Genomic DNA, 25,059 nt, shown 5'->3' on the forward strand with positions numbered 1-25,059 from the left:
TATGCCGGAGGATATTTATTAGAACATTGTCAGCTTCAGTCTTTAAAATACCAGTAGCCGTTGTTGATCAGTGCGGTCAACAGCGCCAGGAACGAAGGATCGTCCACCGCGTCACCCAATTGGGCGGCATTAACGCTGAAGTTCTGGCACATCGCATCGACAGCCTGCAGATGCTCGGTATCCATCAGTTCGCCGTTCACAAAGCACTGGTCACCGACGCGCAATACGCGCAGGCCGCCCAGGCGTTGTAAGGGTTCACCCTGTTGCAGCAGTTCGTAGATTTCTCCGGCCTGATAAGGTGGCTCTGGCGGTGCTGCGTCCAGTTCGTGGCGGGTCTGAGAGATAAACTCACCGAACCACTGTTGGAAGTGTTCCGGTTGCTGAACCAGGTCCAGCATCATCTGGCGCAGCGCGTCGACTTCCTGTGGCAGCACTTGCGCCGGATGTTCGCGCAGCTGAATGTCTGGATCGCTATAGCGTTTGCTGCCCAGCTCGCGTGCCAGCACGTGGTCGGCAAAACCACTGATCAATTCACGACCGTTGGGAGCGCGGAAGCCTACGGAATAATTCAGTGCGTTTTCCAGCGCGTAACCTTCATGCGGGAAGCCCGGCGGAATATACAGAATATCGCCCGGTTCCATTTCTTCATCGATAATGGCGTCGAAAGGTTCAACCTGCAGCAGGTCAGGATGCGGGCAAAGCTGCTTCATCGGCACTTTGTCGCCCACACGCCAGCGACGGCGGCCGGTGCCCTGAATGATAAAGACGTCGTACTGATCGAGGTGCGGACCTACGCCGCCGCCCGGGACCGAGAACGAAATCATCAGATCGTCCATCCGCCAGTCCGGCAGTTGGCGGAACGGGCGCATCAGCGCGCTGGAAGGCTCATGCCAGTGATCCACCGCCTGCACCAGCAGCGACCAGTTGTTCTCGCTCAGGTGGTCAAAGCTCTCAAAGGGACCGTGCGCAACCTGCCAGCGGCCGTCCTGGTGGCTGACCAAACGGCTATCCACTTCGTTTTCCATCGCCAGCCCAGCCAGCTCATCCGGGGAGATCGGATCGATAAAGTTTTTGAAGCCGCGCTTCAGAATCACCGGACGCTTTTGCCAATAACGTTGCAAAAAATCGTTCCAGTCCAGATCTAATTGATAATCCATGTTCTATTCCAGGAGAGTGGAGTGAGTCTGAGAGCGATTATACTCATCATTCTTCAAACTGCATCTTTGTTGGCTACGCTTGCTCACCTGAATCACTTACTTTAGTAAGCTCATCGGGCTTTGCTCACTTGCCGCCGCAATGCAATTCGAATTATTTAGAGTATATAACGGAAGTTTGGCCCCGTGGAGCGGGGCCTTAACAACAGAATTTACTCGTTATGGTGGGAATCGTGCTGACGAGCGAAAGTGACCTGCATGCGGGCTCCGCCCAGTGGACTGTCGCTGATGGTAATGGAGCCGTCGTACTGCTCAATAATCTCCGCCGCTACCGACAATCCCAGGCCCTGACCCGGGCGCAATGTGTCTACCCGTTGACCGCGCTGGAAGATCAGCTCGCGCTTGCTTTCCGGAATGCCCGGACCGTCGTCGTCGATGACGATAGTGAGGTATTTATCGGAGTGCAGAGAGGTGATTTCAACGAATTCCAGGCAGTATTTACAGGCGTTTTCCAGCACATTGCCCATCACTTCCATAAAGTCGTTCTTTTCCCCCATAAAGGTCACTTCCGGCGAAATATCCAGGGTGATCACCACGCCTTTACGCTGATAGACCTTGTTCAGTGCCACATTCAGGCTATCCAGCAGGGCCGGTACCGAATGGATCTCACGTGTCAGCACCGTTTGTCCCGAATTGATGCTGGCGCGGTGCAGGTAGTAGCCGATTTGCTGGGAGATACGGCTGATCTGATCCAGCATGATCGGCTCGACCTCCTCGATGGTGGTTTGCTTGCCGGTACGCAGTGAGCGCAGGGTGGTTTGCAGCACCGCCAATGGCGTCTTCAGGCTGTGGGTCAGATCGGAAAGCGTGGTGCGATATTTGGTGTAGCGCTGGCGCTCGTTGCGCACCAGAATATTCAGATTGCGTACCAGTCCGCGTAGCTCGCTGGGGGGATTTTCGTCGAGCTGTTCTCGTTCACCGTTCTCCAGTTCGCCGACCTGACTCACCAGCGCCTTGATTGGCCGCAAACTCCAGTAGGCCGCCAGCCACAGCAAGGGGACCACCAACAGCAGGTTAGCCAGCAACACATAGCTGAACCATTCCCATACCACGTCGGAACGCTGCAGCTCCTGTGGAATGGTATCGACCACCACGATACTCAACGCGGGTAACCGTGGTGTCGCCGCGTAGGTGTTGACCGCTACCGAGTGGGTCAGCGCATTCTGGTCGTTGTCGTCATAGTCTTTGAGCTGATCCTGCGCCTTGGGGTTGTTACCCAGGACTTCGCTACTGATGCGGGTATCGGTGTCAATTTCGTAGAAACCTGACTCTTCCAGCCACTCTTTATTGATGCGTTTTTCCAGCTCCGGCACCTGGCGCTGGCTCCACAGCAGCTTGCCCTTATCATCGTAAATAAACACCAGGGTAGGGAAGTTGAGATCGATATCGGGCGGAATGGCGATGGTGAGTTTGTTGTCTTTCCACTGGGCCAGGCTGAAGAACAGATTGCTTTCGCCACGCAGCAGGCGGAAGGCGGTTTTGTCGAAACTGACGATATACCCCACGACCGCGACCAGACCATAGGACAGCGACAGCGCCAGGATCACCCCGGCGGTGGCCATCAAAAAGCGGGCGCGTAGTGAAAACGGCTTTTTATCTTTGTTGAACATCATGTTCACTTCGCATCAAAACGATAGCCCTGGCCACGAACCGTGGTGATCACTTCCTGTGGGTATTCGGCCTGCAGCTTTTTACGCAAACGGCCCATCAGTACGTCAATAGTGTGGCTTTCGCGCAGTTCGGCATCCGGATACAGTTGCAGCATCAGCGAGTCTTTACTGACCACTTTGCCGGCGTTGCGGATTAAGGTTTCGATAATGGTGTATTCAAACGCCGTCAGTTTGATTTGCTGTTCGTTGACGCTCAGCTCGCGACGCGAAAGGTCGATCTGGAACGGCGGCAAGACGATCACCTGGGAAGCCAGGCCACTGTTACGGCGCATCAGCGCCTGCATGCGGGCAATCACTTCTTCCAAATGAAACGGCTTGGTGACGTAGTCGTCGGCACCGGCTTCCAGCACCGCCACTTTGTCCTGCCAGCTTTCGCGTGCGGTCAGCACCAGAATAGGCAATTTCATTTGGTGGGCACGCCAGCGGCGGATCAGGCTCAGGCCGTCTTCACCCGGCAGGCCGAGATCGACAATCGCGATGTCCGGCGCATGTTCCTGCAGGAAATAGTCGGCTTCCTTGGCATCTTCTGCTGCATCAACCTGGTGGCCCATTTCACGCATCTGTACGGAGAGGTGGTGGCGCAATAAACCGTTATCTTCAACAACCAGTACTCGCATGGCAGACTCCTGTAAATCGGCGGGTGAACATCCTGTCACCCACGCTGTAAAGGTAACACGCTCTTGGCGTGTGAGGGATAGCGTGCGACAACCTAGGCCATCTGATCGTTATATTGACGTTATGGTAGGTATAACCGGCTGTTACCGCAAGGGACGCAGAGCCTTGGCAGGAAATAGCGCTATCGATTTTCGGTGCGTGGTCATTATCGGCAACATCAAATAAACGCTGGATAAACAATGCGGAGGCAAAGTTAAACCAAACTTAAACGAGAGAGGCTGCGAGGTGGGGAGAGGGGCCCCCGATTCCGGGCCCCTGAAGTATTTAAGGCTGGGTCGGTTTACTGACGCTGTTTTTGCGGATTTCCTGTACCTGAGCGGCGGTTACCGCCGGTGCATCGTTGCCCCAGCTGCTGCGCACAAAAGTGGCGAGTTGAGCAATCTGCTCGTCGTTCAGGCGCCAGCCAAAGTCCGGCATGGTCAACCCGGTGGGCGCGCCGACGGTGACTGGCGTGCGGGAGCCGTTGAGGATAATACTGATCAGCGAGGACGGATCATCACTTAACAGCGCCGGGTTGTGCGCCAACTGTGGGAAGGTGTCGCGATAGCCCTGGCCGTCGCTGCGGTGACAAGCGGCGCAGTTATCCAGATAGGTTTGGGCACCCGGGCGGCTGACATCACCGTTTAACAGCATTTTGGCCGAGCCACCGTCCTGCATCAGCGGTTTTTCCTTATTGCCGGCCGACAAGGATTGCAGATAAACAGCGATGGCACGCAAATCGGCATCGCTCAGGGACTGAGTACTGTCCTGTACCACGTCAACCATTGCACCGAAAGCGGCGAAACGGGGGGTATGGCCGGTTTTCAGGAAGCGGGTGATATCTTCCGTGCTCCATTTGCCCAGGCCAGTTACCGCATCCGCGCGCAGGTTGGTGGCATGCCAGCCTTCCAGTGTGCCACCACTCAGATAGGCGTCGTCACTCTGGTTGAGCGCTTTTTCCTGGAAGCCAATACCGCGCGGCGTATGGCAGGAGCCGCAGTGGCCCAGCCCCTGGACCAAATAGGCACCGCGGTTCCAGTCGAGGCTTTGTGTGGTATCCGGTCGATAGGCGCCATCTTCGCGAAACGCCAGATTCCACATGGCCAGCGGCCAGCGCATATTCAGCGGCCAGGGAATGTCACTGTCTTTATTGGGCTGAGCCACAGGCCTAACTTGCCGGGTAAAATACAGGTACAGATCGCGAACGTCCCCATCACTGATTTTGGCGAACGAGGGATAGGGCATCGCCGGGTAGAGCCGGGTCCCGTCGCGAGCGATACCTTTGCGCAAGGCGTCACTGAATTCCTGCAGACTGTATTCGCCGATGCCGGTTTGTTTGTCCGGCGTAATGTTGGTGGAGTAGATGGCACCGACCGGAGTGGTCATTTTCAGACCGCCGGCAAAGGGTACGCCGCTGGGGCCGGTATGACAGGCGGCACAGTCACCGGCGCGCGCCAGGTATTCCCCGTGTTGCAGCCGGGCCGCCAATTGTGGGTCGTCAGTTGCCTGTACCGTGGTAGCACCCAGCATCAACAGCGCCAACAGCGAGGGAGTAAGTCCTTTCATGTGAAGCTCCTTATGCTATCAGGCCTGAACCAGAGGACCGGGGTTTTTCAGATACTGAGTGCGGATCGCCTCGGCCGAGTAGTAGGCCAGCGCGCCGACAATGCCGGTGGGGTTATAGGCCAGGTTCTGCGGAAAGGCGCAGGCACCGGTGACAAACACGTTTGGCACGTCCCAGCATTGCAGGTATTTATTCACCACGCTGGTGGCTGGGTTATCGCCGGTAATGGCACCGCCGGTGGTGTGGGTTGACTGATAAGGCCGCACGTCGTAATGATCGCCGGCTTTCATCACCGATACCGACATCTGTTTGGGCTTCATGACGTTGGCGATATCCACCATTTTGCTGGTGATGTGCTGGGTCATTTTGATCTCATTCTCTTTCCAGTCAAACGTCATACGCAGCAGCAGCGGCAGGCCGTAGCCGTCCTTGTAGGTAGGATCCAGATCCAGATAGCAATCGCGGTAAGGCATCACCGAGCCTTCGGAGCCGAGGCTCATGCTGTGCAAATAGTTATCCTTGATGCCCTGTTTCCAGCCGCTGCCCCAACCGGGTGTGCCCGGCGGCAGCGTCATTTGCTGCAACGGTCGGCCCCCGGTGCGGGTGGCGGAGATGTAAGCCCCACCGATGAATCCCAAGCCGCTATGATCGAAGTTCTCCCCGTTCATATTGTCGATCACCATACCGGCGGCGCCAGCACCGATAAACGGATTGAAGTGGGTATCCTTATCGTAAAACAGCGAAATACCGCTGTTCATCTGGTAGGCGTAATTCTTGCCGACCACGCCTTCCCCGGTCACCGGGTTATAAGGTTTACCGATGCCGGACAGTAGTAACAGGCGGACGTTATGCAACTGGAAGGCGCTGAGGATCACCAGATCGGCCGGTTGCTCCACCTCTTGTCCCTGGGCGTTGATATAGGTCACGCCGGTGGCTTTCTTGCCGCTGCTGTCCAGATTCACTTTGATCACCTGCGACTGGGTGCGTAGCTCAAAGTTTTTACGTTGGGTCAGCACCGGCAGGATGGTGCTCTGTGGTGACGCTTTGGAATACATAAAGCAGCCGAAGCGTTCGCAGTAGCCGCAGTAGTTGCAGGGACCGAGCTGGACGCCGTAGGGATTGGTGTAGGGGACGGAGCAGTTGGCGGCGGGCACGTTGAAGGGGTGATAACCCAGCGACTCGGCCGCGGTGCCAAACAGCGAACCGGAGTAAAGCGGCTTCAGCGACGGCGTGGGGTATTCGCTGTTACGTGGTCCCTCGAACGGATTGCCGCCCTTGATGATTTGCCCGCGCAGATTACCGGCTTTACCCGCCGTGCCGCAGACCTTTTCGAACTTGTCGAAGTAGGGTTCCAGCTCCTGATAGCTCAACGGGTAGTCCTGCAGCGTCATGCCTTCCGGGATCCACTTGGCACCGTATTTTTCGGTGAGGGTGGTGTGCAGCTTCAGGTCGGACGGCAAAGCGCGCCAATGCATGCCGTTCCAGTGCACACCGGCACCGCCGACGCCGTTGCCCGGCAAAAAGGAACCCAGTTGACGGTAGGGCACGGCAAATTCTGCCGGGGTGTGACGTACCGTGACCGTCTCGTTGGCCATCGGTTGCATCAGTTTCATGCGAATGCCATAGGTCAGTTCATCGGCAATGCGCGGATAGGCGAAGTCCGGATAAGTATCACGCTGTTCACCACGCTCCAGTGCCAACACGCTAAGCCCACTTTCGGTTAACTCCATCCCCATGATGGCGCCGGTCCAGCCAAATCCGACGATGACCACGTCTACCGCTGGCTTCTTGATTGCGCTCATTATGCATTCCTTTTGCTTGAGATACTGACCGGCCCGAGGGGATAAGGCTGATTGGGGCGATTGGCCCAGTCGGTGTAATCCGCACGTGCGCCGGGGAAACCGATCATTTTCCATGACGCCAGCGTCTGGTTACCGCCATGCACCGGATCGGCCAGGTAGCCCTCTTTGGTGTTGGTGAGCAACTGGTCGAAAAACGCCTTGCCGGGCAGGTCTTCGGAATCCAGTTGGCCGTGCTCCAGCGCCGCCAGCAGTTGTTCCTGCTCGGCGTGATCGAGATCGGCAAACCCTTTTTGGAACTGTTGCTGGCAGTGCGCATTGACTTCGCGGATGCCGATTCGGTAGGTTTCGCGTGGCGTCAGCTTGGACTGATAGCCCAGTTGCGGCGGGGAAGGAACGAATGGTGGGTGCATATACCATAAGCCGCCGTGGCCGTAGGGGGCTTCCATTTGCCTATCGATAAACACCGGCACGCCCTGATCGACTGCGCCTGGGCCGTTATCGTCAGTGGGGATCAGCCGATCGCAGGCCGCCAGCAGAAAACGCCATTCATCTGCGTTGAAATAGACCGGAACGTAGTGCTCCGATACGCCGGCAGCGGGGGCAGCCTTGGCATCCAGTGCCAGAATGCTGCTGCCGGCGGCGGCCAGCGGGATCAACGCCAGGTTTTTTTTGAGAAAGTTACGCCGGGGCGGCGAAGAGTTGTGCTGTTGTGACATAATTCCACCTTGAACATGCTTCACAATAAATGCCCGCGTTGGCAATACCGGCCAACGCCGCTGCTATCCAGCAGCGGTAAACAGGCGGGGACGGGTAATAAAGTAGACAACCACATTAGTAGCAAGCTACTGGTATGGTTGTATTAGTGTAGGGCTGGCGCTGTAAATCAAACAACGGATGATCTGTTTCAAAACATTTTGTTCACAACTAGATTGATTTAGATCAATTAACCAACATCTCCGTTACCGGTTTATTCTCCGGAGACACGGCGGACCTCTGATCCGGAGCAGCATGAAACACAGCAGTGACAGCCAACAGGGCGTTTCGACAGAGGCGATACAGGCAAGCTTTAATCAGCATTTACGACAGGGGATGACGCGTAAGGCGGCGCTGCACCTGACGATCAAACAGCAGGTGACGGCGGGCGAGCTGTGTTACCTGGCCAAACTGCCGCCCAGCCGGGTTCTGGCGGCTCAACTGGCTATTTCTCGCGATACCGTCGAACTGACCTATGGCCAGTTGGAAGCGGAGGGCTACATTGCCCGTGCCGTTGGGCGCGGCAGCTTCGTCAGTTACCAGCAAGACACCCTGATCGGTCGTGAACTGCTGGCGGTCGACCATACGGGTCATGCCCTGTTGGTGGAGCGGGAGCTGAGTGCACACGGCCGCTCCCTGCTGATTGCTGCCCATGCTCCACATACCCGCCGCAGCGGCTCATTGACCCCCTCAATGCCCGACTTGCGCTTGTTCCCTATCGATAGCTGGCTGCAACTGGAAAGGCAGGCGGTGCGCCTGGGGGCCGAACGCCTGTTGGGCTATGCCGATCCTCAGGGACTGGTGGAGTTGAGAGAGGAAATTATCGAGTATCTGCGCCGGGAAAGGGGCGTTAAGGCCAGTGCTGAGCAGGTGATCGTGGTGACCAGTTCCCAGCAGGCGCTCTCGCTGTGTACCCAGGTGCTGTTTAATCCCGGTGACCGGGTGTTTGTTGAAGAGCCCGGGTATCAGGGCGCGAAAAAACTGGTTCAGTCGGCGGGCTTAATCGCTCAGCCGATTGGGGTGGATCAATTGGGTATGGATATCGATAAGTTGGTTCAGACCAAAGAGGGCGGGCGGGGCGTTTATATCACCCCTTCTCATCATTACCCTCTGGGATATTCGCTCAGCATTGAAAGAAGACTGAAACTATTAGCGTGGGCGCATCGTGAAAAAGCCTGGATTATTGAAGATGATTACGATTCCGAGTTCAATTATAACGGGTTGACCACCGCATCATTACAGGGGCTGGATCAGTACCAACGTACGTTATATATCGGTACTTTTAGTAAAAGTCTGTTCCCGGGGTTACGCATTGGCTTTCTTATTGTTCCGCCGCAATTAATTCCCCCTATGGTGGCGGCTAAACAATTCCAGGATGGTTATACTTCGGCACTGCCACAGATGACGTTATTCAAATTTATCAATGACGATTTTTATGCCGAACATTTAAGAAATATGCGCAAGATATATCAGGCCCGACTGGAGATTTTACATACGGCGGTGCATCAGTATCTTGCCCCCTGGACTCAACCGCGGTTGCCACAGGGGGGGCTGCAACTGGTTTGCCCGCTGGCGGACGCGGCAACCGAACGGCAGTTGATCCAGGCTGCTGCTGCGCAGGGGATGAAGGTCTATGGATTGATTGATTTTTATACCAACCCGCCGGGCGAAGGCGCGTTGGTATTCGGCTTTGCGGCCTATGCTCCGGACGAAATTGTAAAATTTATCAAAAAGTTATCATCGATTTTCAGCACGCTTCCAGAATAGATCTGAACAGGGTGTGTTCGTTGGAATTGGTCTGCCCGCTGTTGTTGATTGGTCTGTATTCAGTGGGCATTGGCCGGTGTATCCTGCTGGTATTCCGTTATTTCTCCTCTGGAAATAACAGCTTAAAACCAGAGAGGCATTATGCTCCCAGTACACAATGAAGTGACAATTCGTAAATTACAAAACGCTGATAAACCCCAGTGGTTAGATCTTTGGCAAGGGTATCTTCATTTTTATCGCGCGGATATTAAGCCGCAGGTCACCGATCACACCTTTGGACGTTTATGTGAGGATCCGCAGGTTTATGGCCTGGTGGCAGAGGATAAAGACGGCAATTTATTGGGATTAATGAACCTGATATTCCATCCTTCCACCTGGAGTTCGGTGGGTTATTGCTATATTGAAGATCTTTATGTTTCGCCAGCGGCGCGTGGCAAGAAGGTGTCCGAAAAATTATTTGAGCAGGCCTATCAGTTGGCGGACGAAAAAGGCAGCGATCGGGTTTATTGGACGACGCAGGAATATAATGCTCCGGCCCGTTCCTTGTATGACAAAATAGGTCGAAGAACTTCGTTTGTTGTTTACGAACGTTAACGACAGGTAGTGGAGGCGGTATGGTGATCAATCAATTCGGCCAGCCGGTCGGCGAGCCATTAGCCGATTGGCGGGTGGTGAAACGCCCAACCGGCGAGACGCTCGACGGGCGATTTTGCCGCCTGAAACAGCTTGATGCGCAGCGGGATCATGGCGCTTTGTTCAGCGCTTTCCAGCAGGCGCCGGATGGCCGGGACTGGACCTATTTATCGATAGAGCGGCCGGACAGCCCGGCGGCGATGTTGCAGCATCTGACCACCCTGCAGGCGAATGCCACGCTGGTGAACCTGACGGTGTTTGACCGTGCAAGCCAGGCTCCGGTCGGGACGGTGGCCTACATGCGCATCGATGAAGCTAACGGCGTGGCGGAGGTGGGTCATGTCAGTTGGTCACCGGCGATGAAGCAGCGCTCCAGCGCCAGCGAAGCGATTTATCTGATGCTGCGACACCTGTTTGAGGATTTGGGTTATCGCCGCTGTGAATGGAAGTGCGACAGCCATAACGCCCCCTCCAAACAGGCAGCGGCGAGATTCGGTTTCAAGTATGAAGGCACTTTCAGATATGCGTTGGTCACCAAGGGCCGCAGCCGGGACACCGACTGGTTTGCTATAACTGCCGACCGTTGGCCGACCATCAGGGCCGGGTTTGAGCAGTGGCTGGATCCCGACAACTTCGACGCACAAGGGCAGCAGAAAAAACGGCTGCAGGAGTTGATAGGGTAGATGTTAAAGAGGCGGCCATTTGGCCGCCTCTTTGTTTTAGCAGTATAGCGATTACTTCAGTTCATCGACCATGGTCGCGGCGCGGCCAATGTAATTAGCCGGGGTCATGGCTTTCAGACGAGTTTTCTCTTCTTCCGGCAATGCCAGTCCATCGATAAACGCCTGCATACCGGCAGCATCCACGCGCTTGCCGCGGGTCAGCTCTTTCAGCTTCTCGTAGGGTTTTTCGATGCCATAACGGCGCATCACGGTCTGGATCGGCTCGGCCAACACTTCCCAGTTGTGATCCAGTTCGTCCAGCAGGTGTGCCTGGTTCACTTCCAGCTTGCTGATGCCTTTCATGGTCGCCTGGTAGGCGATCAACGCATAACCCAGGCCGACGCCCAGGTTACGCAGCACGGTGGAGTCGGTCAGGTCGCGCTGCCAGCGGGAAACCGGCAGTTTGCTGGCCAGGTGGCCCAGTACCGCGTTAGACAGGCCCAGATTGCCTTCCGAGTTTTCGAAGTCGATCGGGTTAACCTTGTGCGGCATGGTGGAAGAACCGATTTCACCGGCGATGGTCTTCTGCTTGAAATGATTCAGCGCGATGTAACCCCAAACGTCACGGTCGAAGTCGATCAGAATGGTGTTGAAACGCGCTACGCAGTCAAACAGCTCGGCGATATAGTCGTGCGGCTCGATCTGAGTGGTGTACGGGTTCCAGGTGATGCCCAGCGAGGTGACGAACTCTTCGCTGAAGACATGCCAGTCCACTTCTGGGTAAGCGACGATGTGGGCGTTATAGTTGCCGACCGCACCGTTGATTTTACCCATGATTTCTACGCGTTCAAACTGACGGAACTGACGTTCCATCCGGTAGGCCACGTTGGCGAACTCTTTACCGACGGTGGACGGGGTGGCAGGCTGGCCGTGGGTACGGGACAGCAGCGGAATGTCGCGGTATTCCAGCGCCAGACCCTTGATCGAATCGATGATTTTACGCCAGTACGGCAGCACCACATCCTGACGTGCCGTTTGCAGCATCAGCGCGTGCGACAGGTTGTTGATGTCTTCGGAGGTACAGGCAAAGTGGATAAACTCGGACACCGCCTGCAGGGCAGGGACCGCTTCCACTTTCTCCTTCAGGAAATACTCAACCGCTTTCACGTCGTGGTTGGTGGTGCGTTCGATAGTCTTGATACGCTGCGCGTCTTCTTCGCTGAACTCTGCGACGATCTTGTCGAGGAAAGCGTTTGCGTCGGCGTCAAAAGCCGGAACTTCCTTGATTTCTGCGCAGGCGGCCAGTTTTTGCAGCCAACGTACTTCAACCTGCACACGGAATTTCAGCAGACCGTACTCGCTGGAAATGGTGCGCAGTGCGCTGACTTTATCACCGTAGCGTCCATCAACGGGTGAAACGGCGGTCAGTGAGGATAATTCCATCGGTAGCAACTCCTGGGATCTATTAACAATGAGCAACGATATTTTGCGCCTGTTTAAACAGACGATTACGGGAAAACATTAACTGCAGGCGGCTGCCGCCAACCTGTTGCCACAGCACGGCGGCACGAATGCCGGCCAGCAATGTGGCGCGAACTTTGGCCTGCACCTGCGGATTTTGCAGGATTGCCGGTGAACCGGTCACCTGGATGCGCGGCCCGAGCGGGCTGACCACGTCGACATAAATGCCGGCCAGCGCGCTGATAATAGTGTCTGATTCCAGATCAAAATGCGCCAGTTGACGCTCAAGCTGGCCGAGGCGTTCGCCAAGCTGGTTCATCGCCTGCTTATTGGCATTGAGCTTACGCTCCAGCACCATCAGGCTGATGGTGTAGCGGGTCAGCTCGGCGGCCAGGCCTTTATTGTTGGCATTGAGGACGCCCATCAGCGTCTCAAGACCCATTTTCAGATTGCGTTCTTCACCGCCGAACACCGCCAGCGTGGAAGGAGGATCCATCTGCAGCAGGCTGCTCAGCGAGATATTCATGGCCTCGCGATCGCATTGGCCTTCGTGTGCCAACTGCTGAACCAGACGTGCGGTCTGGCTGATCCCGGCCATCGCCAGCGTAATGTCATAATAATTCTTCGCCACGATTACTCCTGTAAACGCTGTTCAATAATGCCGCCGCCGAGGCAGATTTCATCCTGATAGAACACGGCTGACTGGCCTGGGGTGACTGCGGCAACCGGCTCGTCGAAACGCACTTCGATGCGTTGTTCGTCAAGCGGGGTGACGGTGCAAGGAATATCCTGCTGGCGATAACGGGTTTTCACCGTACAGCGGAACGGCCCGCTCAGCGGCAGGCGATCAACCCAATGCAGTTGTTGCGCGATCAGCCCGACGGACATCAGACGCGGGTGCTCATGCCCCTGCGCGACCACCAGTACGTTGTTGGCGACGTCTTTGTCCACCACGTACCACGGATCTTCGCTGCTGTCTTTCATGCCGCCGATGCCCAGCCCTTTGCGTTGCCCCAGGGTGTGGTACATCAGACCCTGATGTTCACCGACGGTCTGACCGTCGACGCTAACAATCGGGCCCGGCTGCGCAGGCAGGTAACGGCCGAGGAAGTCGCGGAATTTGCGCTCACCGATAAAGCAGATGCCGGTGGAGTCTTTTTTCTTGGCGGTGACCAGCTCCAGCTGTTCGGCGATGCGGCGCACCTCCGGTTTTTCCAACTCACCGACCGGGAACAGGCTTTGTGCGACCTGCTCGTGGCTCAGGGTGTAGAGGAAGTAGCTCTGGTCTTTGTTGCCGTCGACTCCGCGCAGCAGACGGCTTTTGCCGTCCACGTCCTGGCGGCGCACGTAGTGGCCGGTGGCGATAAAGTCGGCTCCCAGATCTTCTGCGGCGAATTCCAGGAAGGCTTTGAATTTGATTTCTTTATTACACAGGATGTCCGGGTTCGGCGTGCGGCCGGCCTTGTACTCTTCAAGGAACAGCTCAAACACGTTGTCCCAGTACTCTGCCGCGAAATTCACCGTATGCAGTTCGATGCCGAGTTTGTCGCACACCGCCTGCGCATCGGCCAGATCGGTCGCTGCGGAGCAGTATTCTTCGTCATCGTCTTCTTCCCAGTTCTTCATAAACAGCCCAGCGACCTGATAGCCCTGTTGCTGTAACAGATAGGCAGTAACGGAAGAGTCGACGCCGCCGGACATACCGACGATTACTTTTTTCTGGCTGTTGTCTGACATGGGGATCTCGCGAACTTGAACACTAACCGTGCTGATAAAAAACAAGCGCAGGATTTTACCACGTTGGCCTCGTCGGCGCACGGCACTTATTCATCTCAAAATGGCCAGTTATAGCTGCTGACCAGTGATAGCGGGTAGCGCTCCGGCTGCTGATAACAACGTAGGCTTTCCGCTACCAGCGCGGAACGCAGGTTGGGTGCCTGTAAAATCTCGTCGGCGCTCAACCACAGGCAGCGGTCGATATCGCTGTCGTGCGGCTCGGTCGGCAACGGCTGTTCCAGCTCAATCACAAAGCAAAAACGCAGGAACGGCGTGTTGTCCGGCGCGATCCACTGGTGCAGCTTGAGGAATGACTGCGGCGTGGCGCGGATGCCGGTTTCTTCCCACAGTTCGCGTTCGGCGGCCTGCACCAGGGTTTCGTCGGCCTCAAGATGACCGGCCGGCTGGTTCCAGAGCGCCTTATGGTTGATAGTCTCTTCGACAATCAAGAACTTGCCGGCGGCGTGAACCACGCAGGCAACGGTAACGTGTGGTTTAAACATGGCGACCCCTTACAACGGCGGCTTGGCGGACTGATTACAGCGAATCAAGGGTTTTCCATTCACCGGGTTGCAGTTCTCCCAATGAAAGATTACCCATACTGTAGCGAATCAGCCGCAGGGTAGGAAAGCCGATATGTGCAGTCATGCGACGTACCTGACGGTTTCGCCCTTCGTACAGGGTGATTTTCAGCCAGGCCGTCGGGATTGATTTGCGCTCGCGGATCGGTGGATTGCGCGGCCACAGCCATTGTGGTTCGGCGACCAACTCCACGCCAGCCGGCAGGGTCGGGCCGTCTTTGAGCGTGACACTGCTGCGCAAGGGAGCCAAATCGCTGTCCTGCGGTGCACCCTCGACCTGCACGTAATACACCTTACCGGTACGCTTGCCCGGTTGGGTGAGCTGTGCCTGCAGTTTGCCGTCATTGGTTAACACCAATAATCCTTCGCTATCGCGATCCAGGCGTCCTGCGGCATAAACATCGGGAAAAGGAATGAATTCTTTCAGCGTGGTGCGGCCGGCCTCATCGGTAAATTGGGGTAACACATCGAAGGGCTTGTTGAATAACACCACGCGACGCGGCCCTTGTGCTACAGCGGGTTTGGCGGCATCAGGCGGGCTGAATCGTTTAACTTTGTGATTTCTAACAGGGAATTTTTTCATAACAGTTGAGATTACGGATGATAGGCGCATTATAACCGAATCCGTTTCGGATTGGCGCGGACAGAAAATTCCAGTAGTATCTACACGCATCTTACAAAGCATTAACAAAAATTGCGCTTGAAGGAGAGGTTGATGGAAAGCAAAGTAGTTGTTCCGGCAGAAGGTAAAAAGATTACGGTCGATGCCCAGGGTAAACTGGTTGTTCCGAATAACCCGATCATTCCGTTTATCGAAGGCGACGGCATTGGCGTTGACGTTACCCCTGCTATGATTCACGTGGTTGATGCAGCAGTGAAAAAGGCCTACCACGGCGAACGTAAAATCTCCTGGATGGAAATCTACACCGGTGAAAAATCCACTCACGTTTACGGGAAAGACGTGTGGCTGCCGGAAGAAACCCTGGATCTGATCCGTGACTACCGCGTTGCCATCAAAGGCCCGCTGACTACCCCAGTCGGTGGCGGTATTCGCTCCCTGAACGTGGCCCTGCGCCAGCAACTGGACCTGTACGTGTGTCTGCGTCCGGTGCGTTACTACCAGGGCACCCCAAGCCCGGTTAAACACCCAGAGCTGACCGACATGGTGATCTTCCGCGAAAACGCCGAAGACATCTATGCAGGTATCGAATGGAAAGCCGGTTCTGCTGAAGCAGACAAAGTGATCAAGTTCCTGCGCGACGAAATGGGCGTGAAGAAAATCCGCTTCCCAGAGCAATGCGGTATCGGCGTGAAGCCATGCTCTGAAGAAGGGACCAAACGTCTGGTTCGTGCAGCGATCGAATACGCTATCACCAACGACCGCGACTCTGTGACCCTGGTTCACAAAGGCAACATCATGAAGTTCACCGAAGGTGCCTTCAAGGATTGGGGCTACGAACTGGCGCGCGAAGAGTTCGGCGGTGAGCTGATCGACGGCGGTCCATGGCTGAAAATCAAGAACCCGAACACCGGTAAAGAGATCGTGGTTAAAGACGTGATCGCCGATGCCTTCCTGCAGCAAATCCTGCTGCGTCCGGCTGAATACGACGTGATCGCCTGTATGAACCTGAACGGTGACTACATCTCCGACGCCCTGGCCGCACAGGTTGGCGGTATCGGTATCGCACCTGGCGCCAACATCGGTTCCGACTGCGCCCTGTTCGAAGCCACCCACGGCACTGCACCTAAGTATGCCGGTCAGGATAAAGTGAACCCAGGTTCCATCATCCTGTCTGCAGAAATGATGTTACGTCACATGGGCTGGTTCGAAGCGGCTGACCTGATTGTTAAAGGCACTGAAGGCGCAATCGCTGCCAAGACCGTGACCTATGACTTCGAACGCCTGATGGAAGGCGCTAAGCTGCTGAAATGTTCAGAGTTTGGCGACGCTATCGTTAAACACATGTAATTGTGTTTAAGCGTTTGAAATAAAAACGGGAGCTTATGGCTCCCGTTTTTTATTTCCGCTTACGCCAGTCCCATTCAGCATGTAGCCAAATTATTAGCATCACACAGCTTGAGATGAACATAACGTCAGGCCATTTTGTCAGGCCGGTAGTGATTGACGCAATAGAAACCGCCGCGGCTAATCTGGTTAGTATCCGGTTAAAATTCATACATTCCCTTGGTTTAAGAAAAATCCTGTTGCTTAAATGTTATATAAAGGTAATTATTGATTTTTATTTATGCTTGGTGCTGAGTGGTAACCTCATTGGAACGATTTAGACTTGTTTTTGCTCTGTTCGTAATCATTGGCCACATTGTTCTTTTATCTTATCATTAAGTTAGTCGATATTGCAGCCATACCCACCTTTTAGCTCTCAACTCTCTCCGTTTCAAAGAAATTTAGCCACTTTTGCACGGGCATAGAAAACCCCGCTGTGTTGCGCGGGGGGTTAGTTAATATTCGTTTTAATATTCTTCTAGATAGAATAGGGAAATTCTTCAATCCGCCTTGGTGGCATCAGGGTGGTTCTTGCCTTCCTCGATAAAATCTTCATCAATCTCATCGGTGGTTGCTGCGCTGTCGCGGCCGGAAAGAATATTCCAGCAGGCGATGAACAGGGCGGCGATTAGCGGGCCGATGACGAAGCCATTAATGCCGTAAATCTCCATGCCGCCCAGGGTTGAAATCAGGATCAGATAATCCGGCATCTTGGTGTCTTTACCCACCAGCAGTGGACGAAGAATGTTGTCGACCAAACCGATGATCACCACGAAGAAGCCCACCAGGAACAGGCCTTTCCACAGCATACCCGTAGCGAAGAAATAGATGGCGGCAGGTACCCAGATAATGGCGGAGCCGACGGCAGGGATGATTGACAGGAAGGCCATCAACGCGGCCCACAGCAGACTGCCTTCGATGCCGGTGAAGTAAAACGCCAGGCCGCCGAGCGCGCCTTGCACTACCGCCACCACGACCGTGCCTTTTACCGTCGCGCGGGAAACGGCCGCGAACTTCACAAACAGATGATGTTTAACGTGTTCGGATAATGGCAGCGCCTGGAGCGTCAGATTAACCAGATAAGCGCCATCTTTCAGCAGGAAGAACAGTAGATAAAGCATCACGCCAAAGCCAACGGCGAAGTTGAACGTGCCTTTGCCGATCAGGAACACGCTACCGGCCAGGTATTGCCCACCCTGCAGCGCCACTTCCGAAAGTTTCTTTTGTATTTCAGCCGCGTTGTCGAGGTTGTGCTCTGTCAGGAAATGACGCGCCCAGTTGGGGAGTAACTGTAGGGTATCGGCCACAATGACCGGGAATTGGGTGTTATTACCCTGTAACTTGGTGTAGACGACGTTAAGCTCAATCGCCAGTGAAGAAGCGATAATAGCCAAGGGGGTAAATACGATCAGACAGATCACTACCAGCGTCAAAAACGACACCAGGCCATTGCGGTCGCCCAGATACTGCTTAAGTTTTTGTTTCACCGGGTGGAAAATCACCGCCAGGATGATGGCCCACAGCACTGACGAGTAATAGGGACCCAATACGTCCAGAAAAGCCGCGGTCACTATAAAAAGGATCAGAATAAAGAATCCCTTTGAAATACCCTTAGACATCATACCCGTCCCTCTGATGATAGATTTTGCCTGCCAATGCCGGTATTCACTGACATTGACACTTCTTGAAGAACAAACCCTATCATTACAAACGCGTAACAGGTAGCGGATTTTATGCGCGAACAATTAATAAAACTTATTAATAATATTGTATTTTGTAAGGATATTTAAGCCGGGAAGTCGTACAAAATCCCCCGAGCCTGACGAATCCAACCTCATTCTCAGGTTCGGGTTGGACGGTCAAGGTGGGGGGATTGAGGGGTAAAAACAGGAGGGTTATCGCTTAACCTCACTTCTCTCCCTGGTTCGCAGGGCGGTGACGGTTTCGCCGCCGATGCCCCAGTTGTCGGTAGCAACTTCGTCAATCACCACGAAGGTGGCGTGGCGAGGCTTATTCAGCACGCGTTCCAGCAACTCGGTGACCCCTTCGATCAATTGGCGCTTGTGTTCCGCCGTGACCCCTTCGTCGGTGACTTTAATATTTACATAGGGCATTGCAGGTTCTCCTTGATTACCAGACGCCGGCAGTAGTGCCGCCGTCAACGGTGACGATAGTGCCGGTGACAAAGTTGGAATCGGTCAGGTACAGCACCGCATCGACAATATCCTGTGGCTGGCCAATGCGGTGGGTCGGTGCCATTTGTTTCATAAACGTCAGGCTTTCTTCATCCTGATGACTCATGGTCAGTGGGGTGGCGATAATGCCGGGGGCGACGGCGTTAACCATCACATTATGCGGTGCCATTTCCAATGCCAGCCCACGGGTGGCTTGATTTAGCCCGCCCTTGACCATAACCGGCAGCAGTGCAGGGACCTTGCTGATGGGCTGCATGGCGATGGCGGCAGTAATGGTGACAATATGCCCGGAGCCATGCGGCATCATGTGACGGGCGGCGGCCTGTGAGGGATAAAAGAATCCTTTCAGGTTAGTGGCCAACATCGCGTCGACATCTTCCTCCGTATAGTCTGTCACCGGTTTGGACAGGAAAATCCCCGCGTTGTTGATCAGAATATCGACCTGGCCAAAGTTTTCTTCCGCTTGTTCGAACAGACGAGTTGCGGTTTCCGGCTGGGCAATATCACCGGGAACCAGCAGCAGGTTTTTAGGATTACCGAGCTGGTTTGCTGCCGCCTGCAAACGGTCCAGCGAGCGTGCATTCCCCACCACATTGTAACCGCGTGCCAGGTATGCCTGTGCAATAGCGAACCCCAACCCGCTGGATGCGCCAGTAACAATAACCGTTTTTACTCTGTCCATTATCTGTTCTCTATAAAGTCATTATTGGTGTGGCTGAAACGATAATGCTTATGTGCGAAGAGAAAAATGGGCTCAGAGTCATTTGATTTTATACATGGTGTAATGAGTCATGCGCCGTCTGGTGGATTTTTGACCCTGGATGTCAGCGTTAACGCCAACAGGCTTCCCAGAACCGCAGCGGCCAACACCATAAAGGAGGGCGCTGTCCACCCGGCATAGGCCACCAGAGTGCTCAAGACAATCGGGCCGATCACCTGACCGAGATAAATGCCCTGCATCACTAACCCCAGACTCAGGGGAATCAACGTGGGCTGGGGTGCAGCCGCCGGTGTGGCAGCCAGAATGGTGGCGGGCAGCATGCCGCCGATACCGCTAAACATTAAACACAGTGGAACCAGCATGGCATTCGGTGTGGCCGAAAGGAAGACGCTGGCTCCGGCAAGCCCCATCAGCATGCTGGCAATGGCGAGCAGGGTACGGGCTTGCAGGCCACGCGACAGCAATACACCGGCGAAGAGATTGCCGAGAATATTGACCGCAATCACCGCTGCGCTGACACCGCCGGCCGCGGCCAGTGTCAGTCCGATGCGCTGCATCAGGAATATCGGCAGAAAGGCCATCACGGCGAAAAACTGCAGGTTATAGGTGGTGAAGATCAGGGCCAGCAGCAGCGGTTGCCGGGCACGCAGGATGCTGGCCAGCGCCTGACGCAAATTCACCGTCGTGGCAGCAGCGGCGGTTGTCACGATGCGCGGCGTGGTGAACGGTAACAACAGCGCCGCCAGCAGGGTCAGAATGCCACCGGCGACCCAGCTCTGTTGCCAGTCGGCGAAGTGCGGGCCGAAGAACAGGGAGATCGCCATGCCCGCCGGCATAAAGGTGCTCCAGATGCTGAACACCAGATTACGTTGTTGCGGCGCCACCACCCGAGTGAGCACGGTCGGTGCAGCCACCACCACAATGACAAAGCCGATCCCTTCGATAACCCGGGTGACGATCAAGCCGGTGAAGTCGTGCTGAGTCGCTCCGGCGAAGCTGGCAATGCTGACGATCACCAAGCCCAGGCCCAACAAGCGACGATCGCCCCAGCGGCGCACCAGTTGCCCGGCGGCGATGCCCCCGAACACGCCGATAAATGGAAAGGCCGAAATAATCCAGCTCAGCGACTCCAGCGACCGTCCGAATTGGTGCTGCAGTTCCGGCAGGGCAATAGTCGCTTTGCCCACGTGCAGCGCCACGGCAATACCGGCGAACAGCACATTGACGATTGCCGGCCACTGCGTGGCGGGGGCTGGCGCTGAGCCCACGGCGTCGAGCCTGGTCGCAGTCATGATTTTCTCCTGGGAGATAAAAATCAGACTATGCGTTATGCCGAAATTATCGACAGTTCAATTGTGGCTCTATTGGCTGTCAGAACCGCACATTTTGAGCTTTATTGCCGAGCCGCGCTATTACCCTGTAGCTGTGCTTGGCTGATCTACATCATTGAAACTTATTTAAGGGACGGGTAAAACACTTGCTTCACCAAGGAGATGTGTATGTACAGCGACAACGAGAAGAAGTTTTATATCATCCTGAACCGCAACCATGAACCGGCAACCCTGTTCAATGCGTCCTGCCATTTGACGGCGGGGATTACCGATCTGATCGAACAGCGCGAATTTCATCATTATCCCAGCGCTATCGAAGGTGTAAGCGCCAATATGAGCCATTATCCAATCGTGATCCTGCAGGCAAAAAACAGCAGCCAGCTCAGTAATCTGGTCCTGAAATGCAAGGAAGAGGGCGTCCTGGCCAACTTCTTTACCACCACCATGCTGTCACATTCGGCAGAGCAACAAATCGCCGATACCGCCAACACCGAATATGAAAAGTTGGAGTTCGTGGCGGTAGCACTGTACGGGGATACCGAACAGCTCAAACCACTAACCAAAAAGTTCTCCGTTTACCGCTGAGGCCCCGTGATGGGGCCCCGCAATAGGCGCATTAATTACTGAAACTGCAGATAGGCCACCTGGGTTTGCAGGTATTCCTCCAGTCCGTGGCGGCCATCGGCACCGCCAATGCCGGATTTACGCCAGCCGGCATGGAAGCCTTGCATTGCTTCAAAGCTTTCACGGTTGACGTAGGTTTCGCCGAACTTTAATTGCTTGATCGCCATCATCGCCACGTTGAGGTCACGGGTGAAAATAGATGAGGTGAGACCGTATTCGCTGTCGTTGGCCATAGCCATCGCCTGGTCAAAGCTGTCGAAGCAACTGACCGGCAGCACCGGACCGAAAATCTCCTGGTGCATGATCTCCATCTCTTGTTGCACATCACTCAGGATCGTCGGCGGGAAAAAGTAGCCGCTGCGGGCTTCGCGCTGGCCGCCCATCACCAGCGTCGCGCCCTGGCTGACCGCTCGCGCCACTTTATCTTCCACTCGCTGTAGCGCCTCGGCGCTGATCAACGGCCCCATATCCAGCCCGGCTTGTTGATTAGGATCGCCAAAGGTCACCTGACGGAAAGCCTCGGTCAACAGGGTCATAAACTGCGGGTAAATGTCCCGCTGTACGTAAACGCGTTCGGTGCAGTTGCATACCTGGCCGCTGTTGATGACGCGTGAGCTGACGATGGCTTTGACGGCCAGACTGAGATCGGCGTCGGCCATCACAATCGCCGGGGCTTTGCCACCCAGTTCCAGCGACACCTTGGTGACGTTGTCCGCAGCAGCGCGCAGGGTGGCGACACCGGCGCCGACGCTGCCGGTCAGGCTGACCATGCCCACTTTCGGATTGGCCGTCAGCGCCTGGCCCAGTTCCGGCCCGTAGCCGGTCACCAGGTTAAACACGCCGGGCGGCAGGCCGATCTCATCTGCGATCTCGGCAAACAGCAACGCATTGCCTGGCGTCAGTTCGCTGGGTTTGATCACTATGGTATTGCCGGTCAGCAGCGCCGGTGCGGCCTTGCGCGCAATCAGGAAGAACGGGAAGTTCCACGGCAGGATGCCGACCACCACGCCGATGGCTTTTTTGAACAGGAAGATGTTTTCATTCGGTCGGTCGCTCTGGATGATCTCACCCTCATAGCGGCGCGCCCACTCGGCCATATAGTCGAGGTAGTCGGCGGTAAACAGCACTTCCACCTTGGCCAACTCGGGCGTTTTCCCGCCTTCGGCGACGATCAACCTCGTCAGTTCCGGCTCTCTGCCTCGCACGCCGGCGGCCAGCCGATGCAGCCACTGGCCGCGCTCAACTGCGGGTAGCGCTTCCCAGCCTGGCTGTGCGGTCTCGGCGGCGTCGATGGCCCGTCTGGCTTCGTCCGCACCGCCTTGCGGGATTTGCATCATCACTTGTTCGGTGGCCGGGTTGATGACATCAATCCAGCGCCCAGTGTGGTGGGCAACAAATTCACCGTTTATATACATCCGTTTTTGGTTCTGGGTCATGGCAGGGCTCCACAGGATTATTATTAATGCCTTGTTATGGTAATGACCTTTCTGTGTTAAAAACCTTTGCCTCACTGCCAGCTTCGCCGCCAGAATGGCATTCTGACCATCCTCTTCAGGTCGTTGCCTTCAACCCATGCAGCCTTGCGATGAAATTGTGATCCCGGTCAGCGTTACCCCTTGGATTTTGCCAGCTTCCGTCAGAACTGGCAGTCAGGCTAAGGTTGCGCGTCGGGCAATATTCATAGACTCCTTCACGCCTGTTTTTTGTCCTCATCACAAGCAACGAAGGAATCAATAATAATGAATAACGCTGTCATGTTGGGAATCCTGTGGCATCTGGTGGGCGCTGCCAGCGCCGCCTGTTTTTATGCCCGTTCAAAAAAGTCCGTCGCTGGTCGTGGGAAACCATGTGGTCGATCGGTGGCCTGATGTCGTGGTTGATCCTGCCCTGGGCGGTGAGCTATGTGCTGCTGCCGGACTTTTGGCGCTATTACAGTGCTTTCAGCCTGTCGACCCTGCTGCCGGTGTTCCTGTTTGGCGCCATGTGGGGCATTGGTAACGTCAATTACGGCCTGACCATGCGCTATCTGGGCATGTCGATGGGGATTGGCATCGCCATTGGCATCACGCTGGTGGTGGGCACGCTGATGACCCCGCTGTTGCAGGGGCGCTTTGTGGCGTTGTTCAGCTCCGCCGGTGGCAAGCTGACGCTGCTGGGCGTCGCCATTGCCCTGATTGGCGTGGTGATTGTTTCGTGGGCCGGGGTGCTGAAAGAGCGAGCGATGGGCATTCGCGCCGAAGAGTTTAATCTGCGCAAAGGGCTACTGTTGGCGGTGATGTGCGGCATTTTCTCCGCCGGTATGTCGTTTGCGATGGATGCCGCCAAACCCATGCACCAGGCTGCCGCGGATCTGGGGATTGATCCACTATACGTGGCGTTGCCGAGCTACGTGGTGATCATGGGGGGCGGGGCACTGGTTAACCTGGCCTACTGTTTTATTCGCCTGGCGGTCAAAGCGGATCTATCAGTCAAGGCTGATTTCTCGCTGGCCAAATCGCTGCTGGTGGCCAACGTACTGTTCTCATTGCTCGGCGGTACCATGTGGTATCTGCAATTCTTCTTCTATGCCTGGGGTCATGCCAACATTCCCGCGCAGTACGACTTTATCAGTTGGATGCTGCACATGAGCTTCTATGTGCTGTGTGGCGGTCTGGTGGGATTGTTGCTAAGAGAGTGGAAAAACGCCGGCCGTCGTCCGGTCAGCGTATTGTGCATCGGTTGCCTGACGATCATTCTGGCCGCCAACGTTGTTGGCTTGGGCATGGCGGGGTGATCAACGTTTTACCCCGGCGGCAGGGCGTTCGGCGCGTTTAAAACGCTGACGCCAGGCGCTGGGGGTGACGCCGGTTTCACGGGTAAACACCACCGAGAAATAGTTGCTGTCCTCAAAGCCGCAGCGGGCGGCCACTTCACCGATCAGTTCATCACTGCCGCGCAGCAGGGATTTTGCCCGGCAGAGTTGCAACTGGCGCAGATAGTGGCTGATGGTCATGCCGGTCTGCTGTCGAAAAAGTTGCTTAAGGCTGCGCTCTGCCAGTTGATGATGTCGGCAGAATGCCTCCAGCTCAAAATGTGTACCGCTGTCTCCCTGAACGGCTGCCATCAGCAAATCCAGTTGTTCGCCTTCCGGTAACTGATCGTCCTGCCCGACGGCATAGCGATGACGACGCAGGATCAGCACCAGTTGCAGAAACAGCGCCTCGGTGAGCTGGATCGACAACAGGTCGGTTTTACGACTTTCCAGTGCCAACTGCTGGATCACCGTGCGTGCCAGTGCCATTCCCCGGGTGGTTAGCCGCCAGTGAGATTGATGCTGAGCCCGGTCCGGTGGCAGCAGTTCCGCCCAGCCAATCGCCAGTTGGAAGCGTTCCGGGCAGTAGAGAATATTGTCCAATACCAGATCATTGACCGATTCATAGCTGTGGCAGTCGCGGTCGCGAATATAAAACATATCGCCACAGGTCACCCGCCACGGCTGATCGTTCAGTACGTGCATGCCGTTACCGCGCCAGACAATGACGATTTCGCTGAACTCATGCATGTGCGGCGGAAATGACGATTGGGGCGCACGATCGGCAACCGCCACTGGCATCAGTGCCGATGGCAGATAATCCTCTTTGGCCAACAGAAGTGGGCTTTTCACCGT

The 25,059-nt window shown here is 55.5% G+C and carries 23 protein-coding genes; 6 read left to right on the forward strand and 17 right to left on the reverse strand.

Annotated features, from left to right (window positions below; all coding sequences use genetic code 11):
• Positions 1–35: 35 nt before the first annotated feature.
• From BEI65_RS20235 to BEI65_RS20260, 6 genes are all read right to left on the reverse strand, one after another.
• Positions 36–1,157, reverse strand: a complete 1,122-nt coding sequence (locus BEI65_RS20235; protein WP_099064841.1) for a cupin domain-containing protein — start codon at positions 1,155–1,157, stop codon at positions 36–38.
• Positions 1,158–1,366: 209 nt separating this feature from the next.
• Complete coding sequence (gene phoQ / locus BEI65_RS20240; RefSeq protein ID WP_099064865.1) at positions 1,367–2,824, reverse strand: two-component system sensor histidine kinase PhoQ; 1,458 nt, start codon at positions 2,822–2,824, stop codon at positions 1,367–1,369.
• Between the two features lie 5 nt (positions 2,825–2,829).
• A complete protein-coding gene (gene phoP / locus BEI65_RS20245; protein WP_020826469.1) occupies positions 2,830–3,501 on the reverse strand; it encodes a two-component system response regulator PhoP in 672 nt (223 codons plus the stop codon).
• Positions 3,502–3,823: 322 nt separating this feature from the next.
• Positions 3,824–5,104 carry a cytochrome c gene (locus tag BEI65_RS20250; protein ID WP_099064842.1) on the reverse strand — a complete coding sequence of 427 codons (1,281 nt, stop codon included), beginning with the start codon at positions 5,102–5,104 and terminating at the stop codon, positions 3,824–3,826.
• An 18-nt stretch (positions 5,105–5,122) separates the two neighbouring features.
• Entirely contained in the window at positions 5,123–6,904 is a 1,782-nt protein-coding gene (locus BEI65_RS20255; protein WP_099064843.1) for a GMC family oxidoreductase, read from the reverse strand.
• The gene (locus BEI65_RS20260) at positions 6,904–7,620 is read right to left on the reverse strand and encodes a gluconate 2-dehydrogenase subunit 3 family protein (protein ID WP_099064844.1); all 717 of its coding nucleotides are present in this window, start codon (positions 7,618–7,620) and stop codon (positions 6,904–6,906) included. The genes BEI65_RS20255 and BEI65_RS20260 overlap by 1 nt, the downstream gene beginning before the upstream one ends.
• A 292-nt stretch (positions 7,621–7,912) precedes the next feature.
• Between BEI65_RS20260 and BEI65_RS20265 the strand changes: the two genes are divergently transcribed.
• The 3 genes from BEI65_RS20265 (at position 7,913) to BEI65_RS20275 (ending at position 10,740) form a co-directional block, all read left to right on the forward strand.
• Positions 7,913–9,424 (forward strand): PLP-dependent aminotransferase family protein, encoded by a 1,512-nt coding sequence (locus BEI65_RS20265; protein WP_099064845.1) that lies wholly within the window; start codon positions 7,913–7,915, stop codon positions 9,422–9,424.
• Positions 9,425–9,565: 141 nt separating this feature from the next.
• Positions 9,566–10,018 (forward strand): GNAT family N-acetyltransferase, encoded by a 453-nt coding sequence (locus BEI65_RS20270; RefSeq protein ID WP_085116335.1) that lies wholly within the window; start codon positions 9,566–9,568, stop codon positions 10,016–10,018.
• Between the two features lie 20 nt (positions 10,019–10,038).
• Positions 10,039–10,740: a GNAT family N-acetyltransferase gene (locus tag BEI65_RS20275; protein ID WP_099064846.1), complete on the forward strand. Its 702-nt coding sequence runs from the start codon at positions 10,039–10,041 to the stop codon at positions 10,738–10,740.
• A gap of 51 nt (positions 10,741–10,791) precedes the next feature.
• On the opposite strand, the gene purB is transcribed toward BEI65_RS20275, so the two are convergent.
• The 5 genes from purB to rluE all read right to left on the reverse strand — a co-directional run bounded on the left by purB (position 10,792) and on the right by rluE (position 15,120).
• A complete protein-coding gene (gene purB / locus BEI65_RS20280; protein ID WP_099064847.1) occupies positions 10,792–12,162 on the reverse strand; it encodes an adenylosuccinate lyase in 1,371 nt (456 codons plus the stop codon).
• A 22-nt stretch (positions 12,163–12,184) separates the two neighbouring features.
• On the reverse strand, positions 12,185–12,811 hold the full coding sequence (hflD, locus tag BEI65_RS20285) for a high frequency lysogenization protein HflD (RefSeq protein WP_085116342.1): 627 nt from the start codon (positions 12,809–12,811) through the stop codon (positions 12,185–12,187).
• A 2-nt stretch (positions 12,812–12,813) separates the two neighbouring features.
• On the reverse strand, positions 12,814–13,917 hold the full coding sequence (gene mnmA / locus BEI65_RS20290) for a tRNA 2-thiouridine(34) synthase MnmA (RefSeq protein WP_017892507.1): 1,104 nt from the start codon (positions 13,915–13,917) through the stop codon (positions 12,814–12,816).
• Positions 13,918–14,012: 95 nt separating this feature from the next.
• A complete protein-coding gene (locus tag BEI65_RS20295; protein WP_099064848.1) occupies positions 14,013–14,459 on the reverse strand; it encodes an NUDIX hydrolase in 447 nt (148 codons plus the stop codon).
• A gap of 34 nt (positions 14,460–14,493) precedes the next feature.
• Positions 14,494–15,120 (reverse strand): 23S rRNA pseudouridine(2457) synthase RluE, encoded by a 627-nt coding sequence (rluE, locus tag BEI65_RS20300; RefSeq protein ID WP_099064849.1) that lies wholly within the window; start codon positions 15,118–15,120, stop codon positions 14,494–14,496.
• Between the two features lie 132 nt (positions 15,121–15,252).
• On the opposite strand from rluE, the gene icd reads away from it, so the two are divergent.
• Positions 15,253–16,506, forward strand: a complete 1,254-nt coding sequence (icd, locus tag BEI65_RS20305) for an NADP-dependent isocitrate dehydrogenase (RefSeq protein ID WP_099064850.1) — start codon at positions 15,253–15,255, stop codon at positions 16,504–16,506.
• Positions 16,507–17,042: 536 nt separating this feature from the next.
• Here the strand turns inward: icd and BEI65_RS20315 are convergent.
• From BEI65_RS20315 to BEI65_RS20330, 4 genes are all read right to left on the reverse strand, one after another.
• On the reverse strand, positions 17,043–18,164 hold the full coding sequence (locus BEI65_RS20315) for an AI-2E family transporter (protein WP_099064852.1): 1,122 nt from the start codon (positions 18,162–18,164) through the stop codon (positions 17,043–17,045).
• A 273-nt stretch (positions 18,165–18,437) separates the two neighbouring features.
• A complete protein-coding gene (locus BEI65_RS20320) occupies positions 18,438–18,656 on the reverse strand; it encodes a 4-oxalocrotonate tautomerase family protein (protein WP_099064853.1) in 219 nt (72 codons plus the stop codon).
• A 16-nt stretch (positions 18,657–18,672) separates the two neighbouring features.
• The gene (locus BEI65_RS20325; protein WP_099064854.1) at positions 18,673–19,419 is read right to left on the reverse strand and encodes an SDR family NAD(P)-dependent oxidoreductase; all 747 of its coding nucleotides are present in this window, start codon (positions 19,417–19,419) and stop codon (positions 18,673–18,675) included.
• A 107-nt stretch (positions 19,420–19,526) separates the two neighbouring features.
• A complete protein-coding gene (locus BEI65_RS20330) occupies positions 19,527–20,750 on the reverse strand; it encodes a CynX/NimT family MFS transporter (RefSeq protein ID WP_099064855.1) in 1,224 nt (407 codons plus the stop codon).
• Positions 20,751–20,957: 207 nt separating this feature from the next.
• On the opposite strand from BEI65_RS20330, the gene BEI65_RS20335 reads away from it, so the two are divergent.
• Positions 20,958–21,374, forward strand: a complete 417-nt coding sequence (locus BEI65_RS20335) for a DUF2000 domain-containing protein (protein WP_099064856.1) — start codon at positions 20,958–20,960, stop codon at positions 21,372–21,374.
• Between the two features lie 35 nt (positions 21,375–21,409).
• On the opposite strand, the gene aldA is transcribed toward BEI65_RS20335, so the two are convergent.
• Positions 21,410–22,849 carry an aldehyde dehydrogenase gene (aldA, locus tag BEI65_RS20340; RefSeq protein ID WP_099064857.1) on the reverse strand — a complete coding sequence of 480 codons (1,440 nt, stop codon included), beginning with the start codon at positions 22,847–22,849 and terminating at the stop codon, positions 21,410–21,412.
• Positions 22,850–23,181: 332 nt separating this feature from the next.
• Here aldA and rhaT point away from each other — a divergent pair, with 332 nt between their 5' ends.
• On the forward strand, positions 23,182–24,186 hold the full coding sequence (gene rhaT, locus BEI65_RS20345) for an L-rhamnose/proton symporter RhaT (protein ID WP_232519132.1): 1,005 nt from the start codon (positions 23,182–23,184) through the stop codon (positions 24,184–24,186).
• Here rhaT and rhaR read toward each other — a convergent pair whose 3' ends face one another.
• Positions 24,187–25,056, reverse strand: a complete 870-nt coding sequence (gene rhaR, locus BEI65_RS20350) for an HTH-type transcriptional activator RhaR (RefSeq protein ID WP_099064858.1) — start codon at positions 25,054–25,056, stop codon at positions 24,187–24,189.
• Positions 25,057–25,059 lie beyond the last annotated feature (3 nt).

This window comes from Serratia sp. BW106 (assembly GCF_002607755.1).
Classification (GTDB): Bacteria; Pseudomonadota; Gammaproteobacteria; order Enterobacterales; family Enterobacteriaceae; genus Serratia; species Serratia proteamaculans.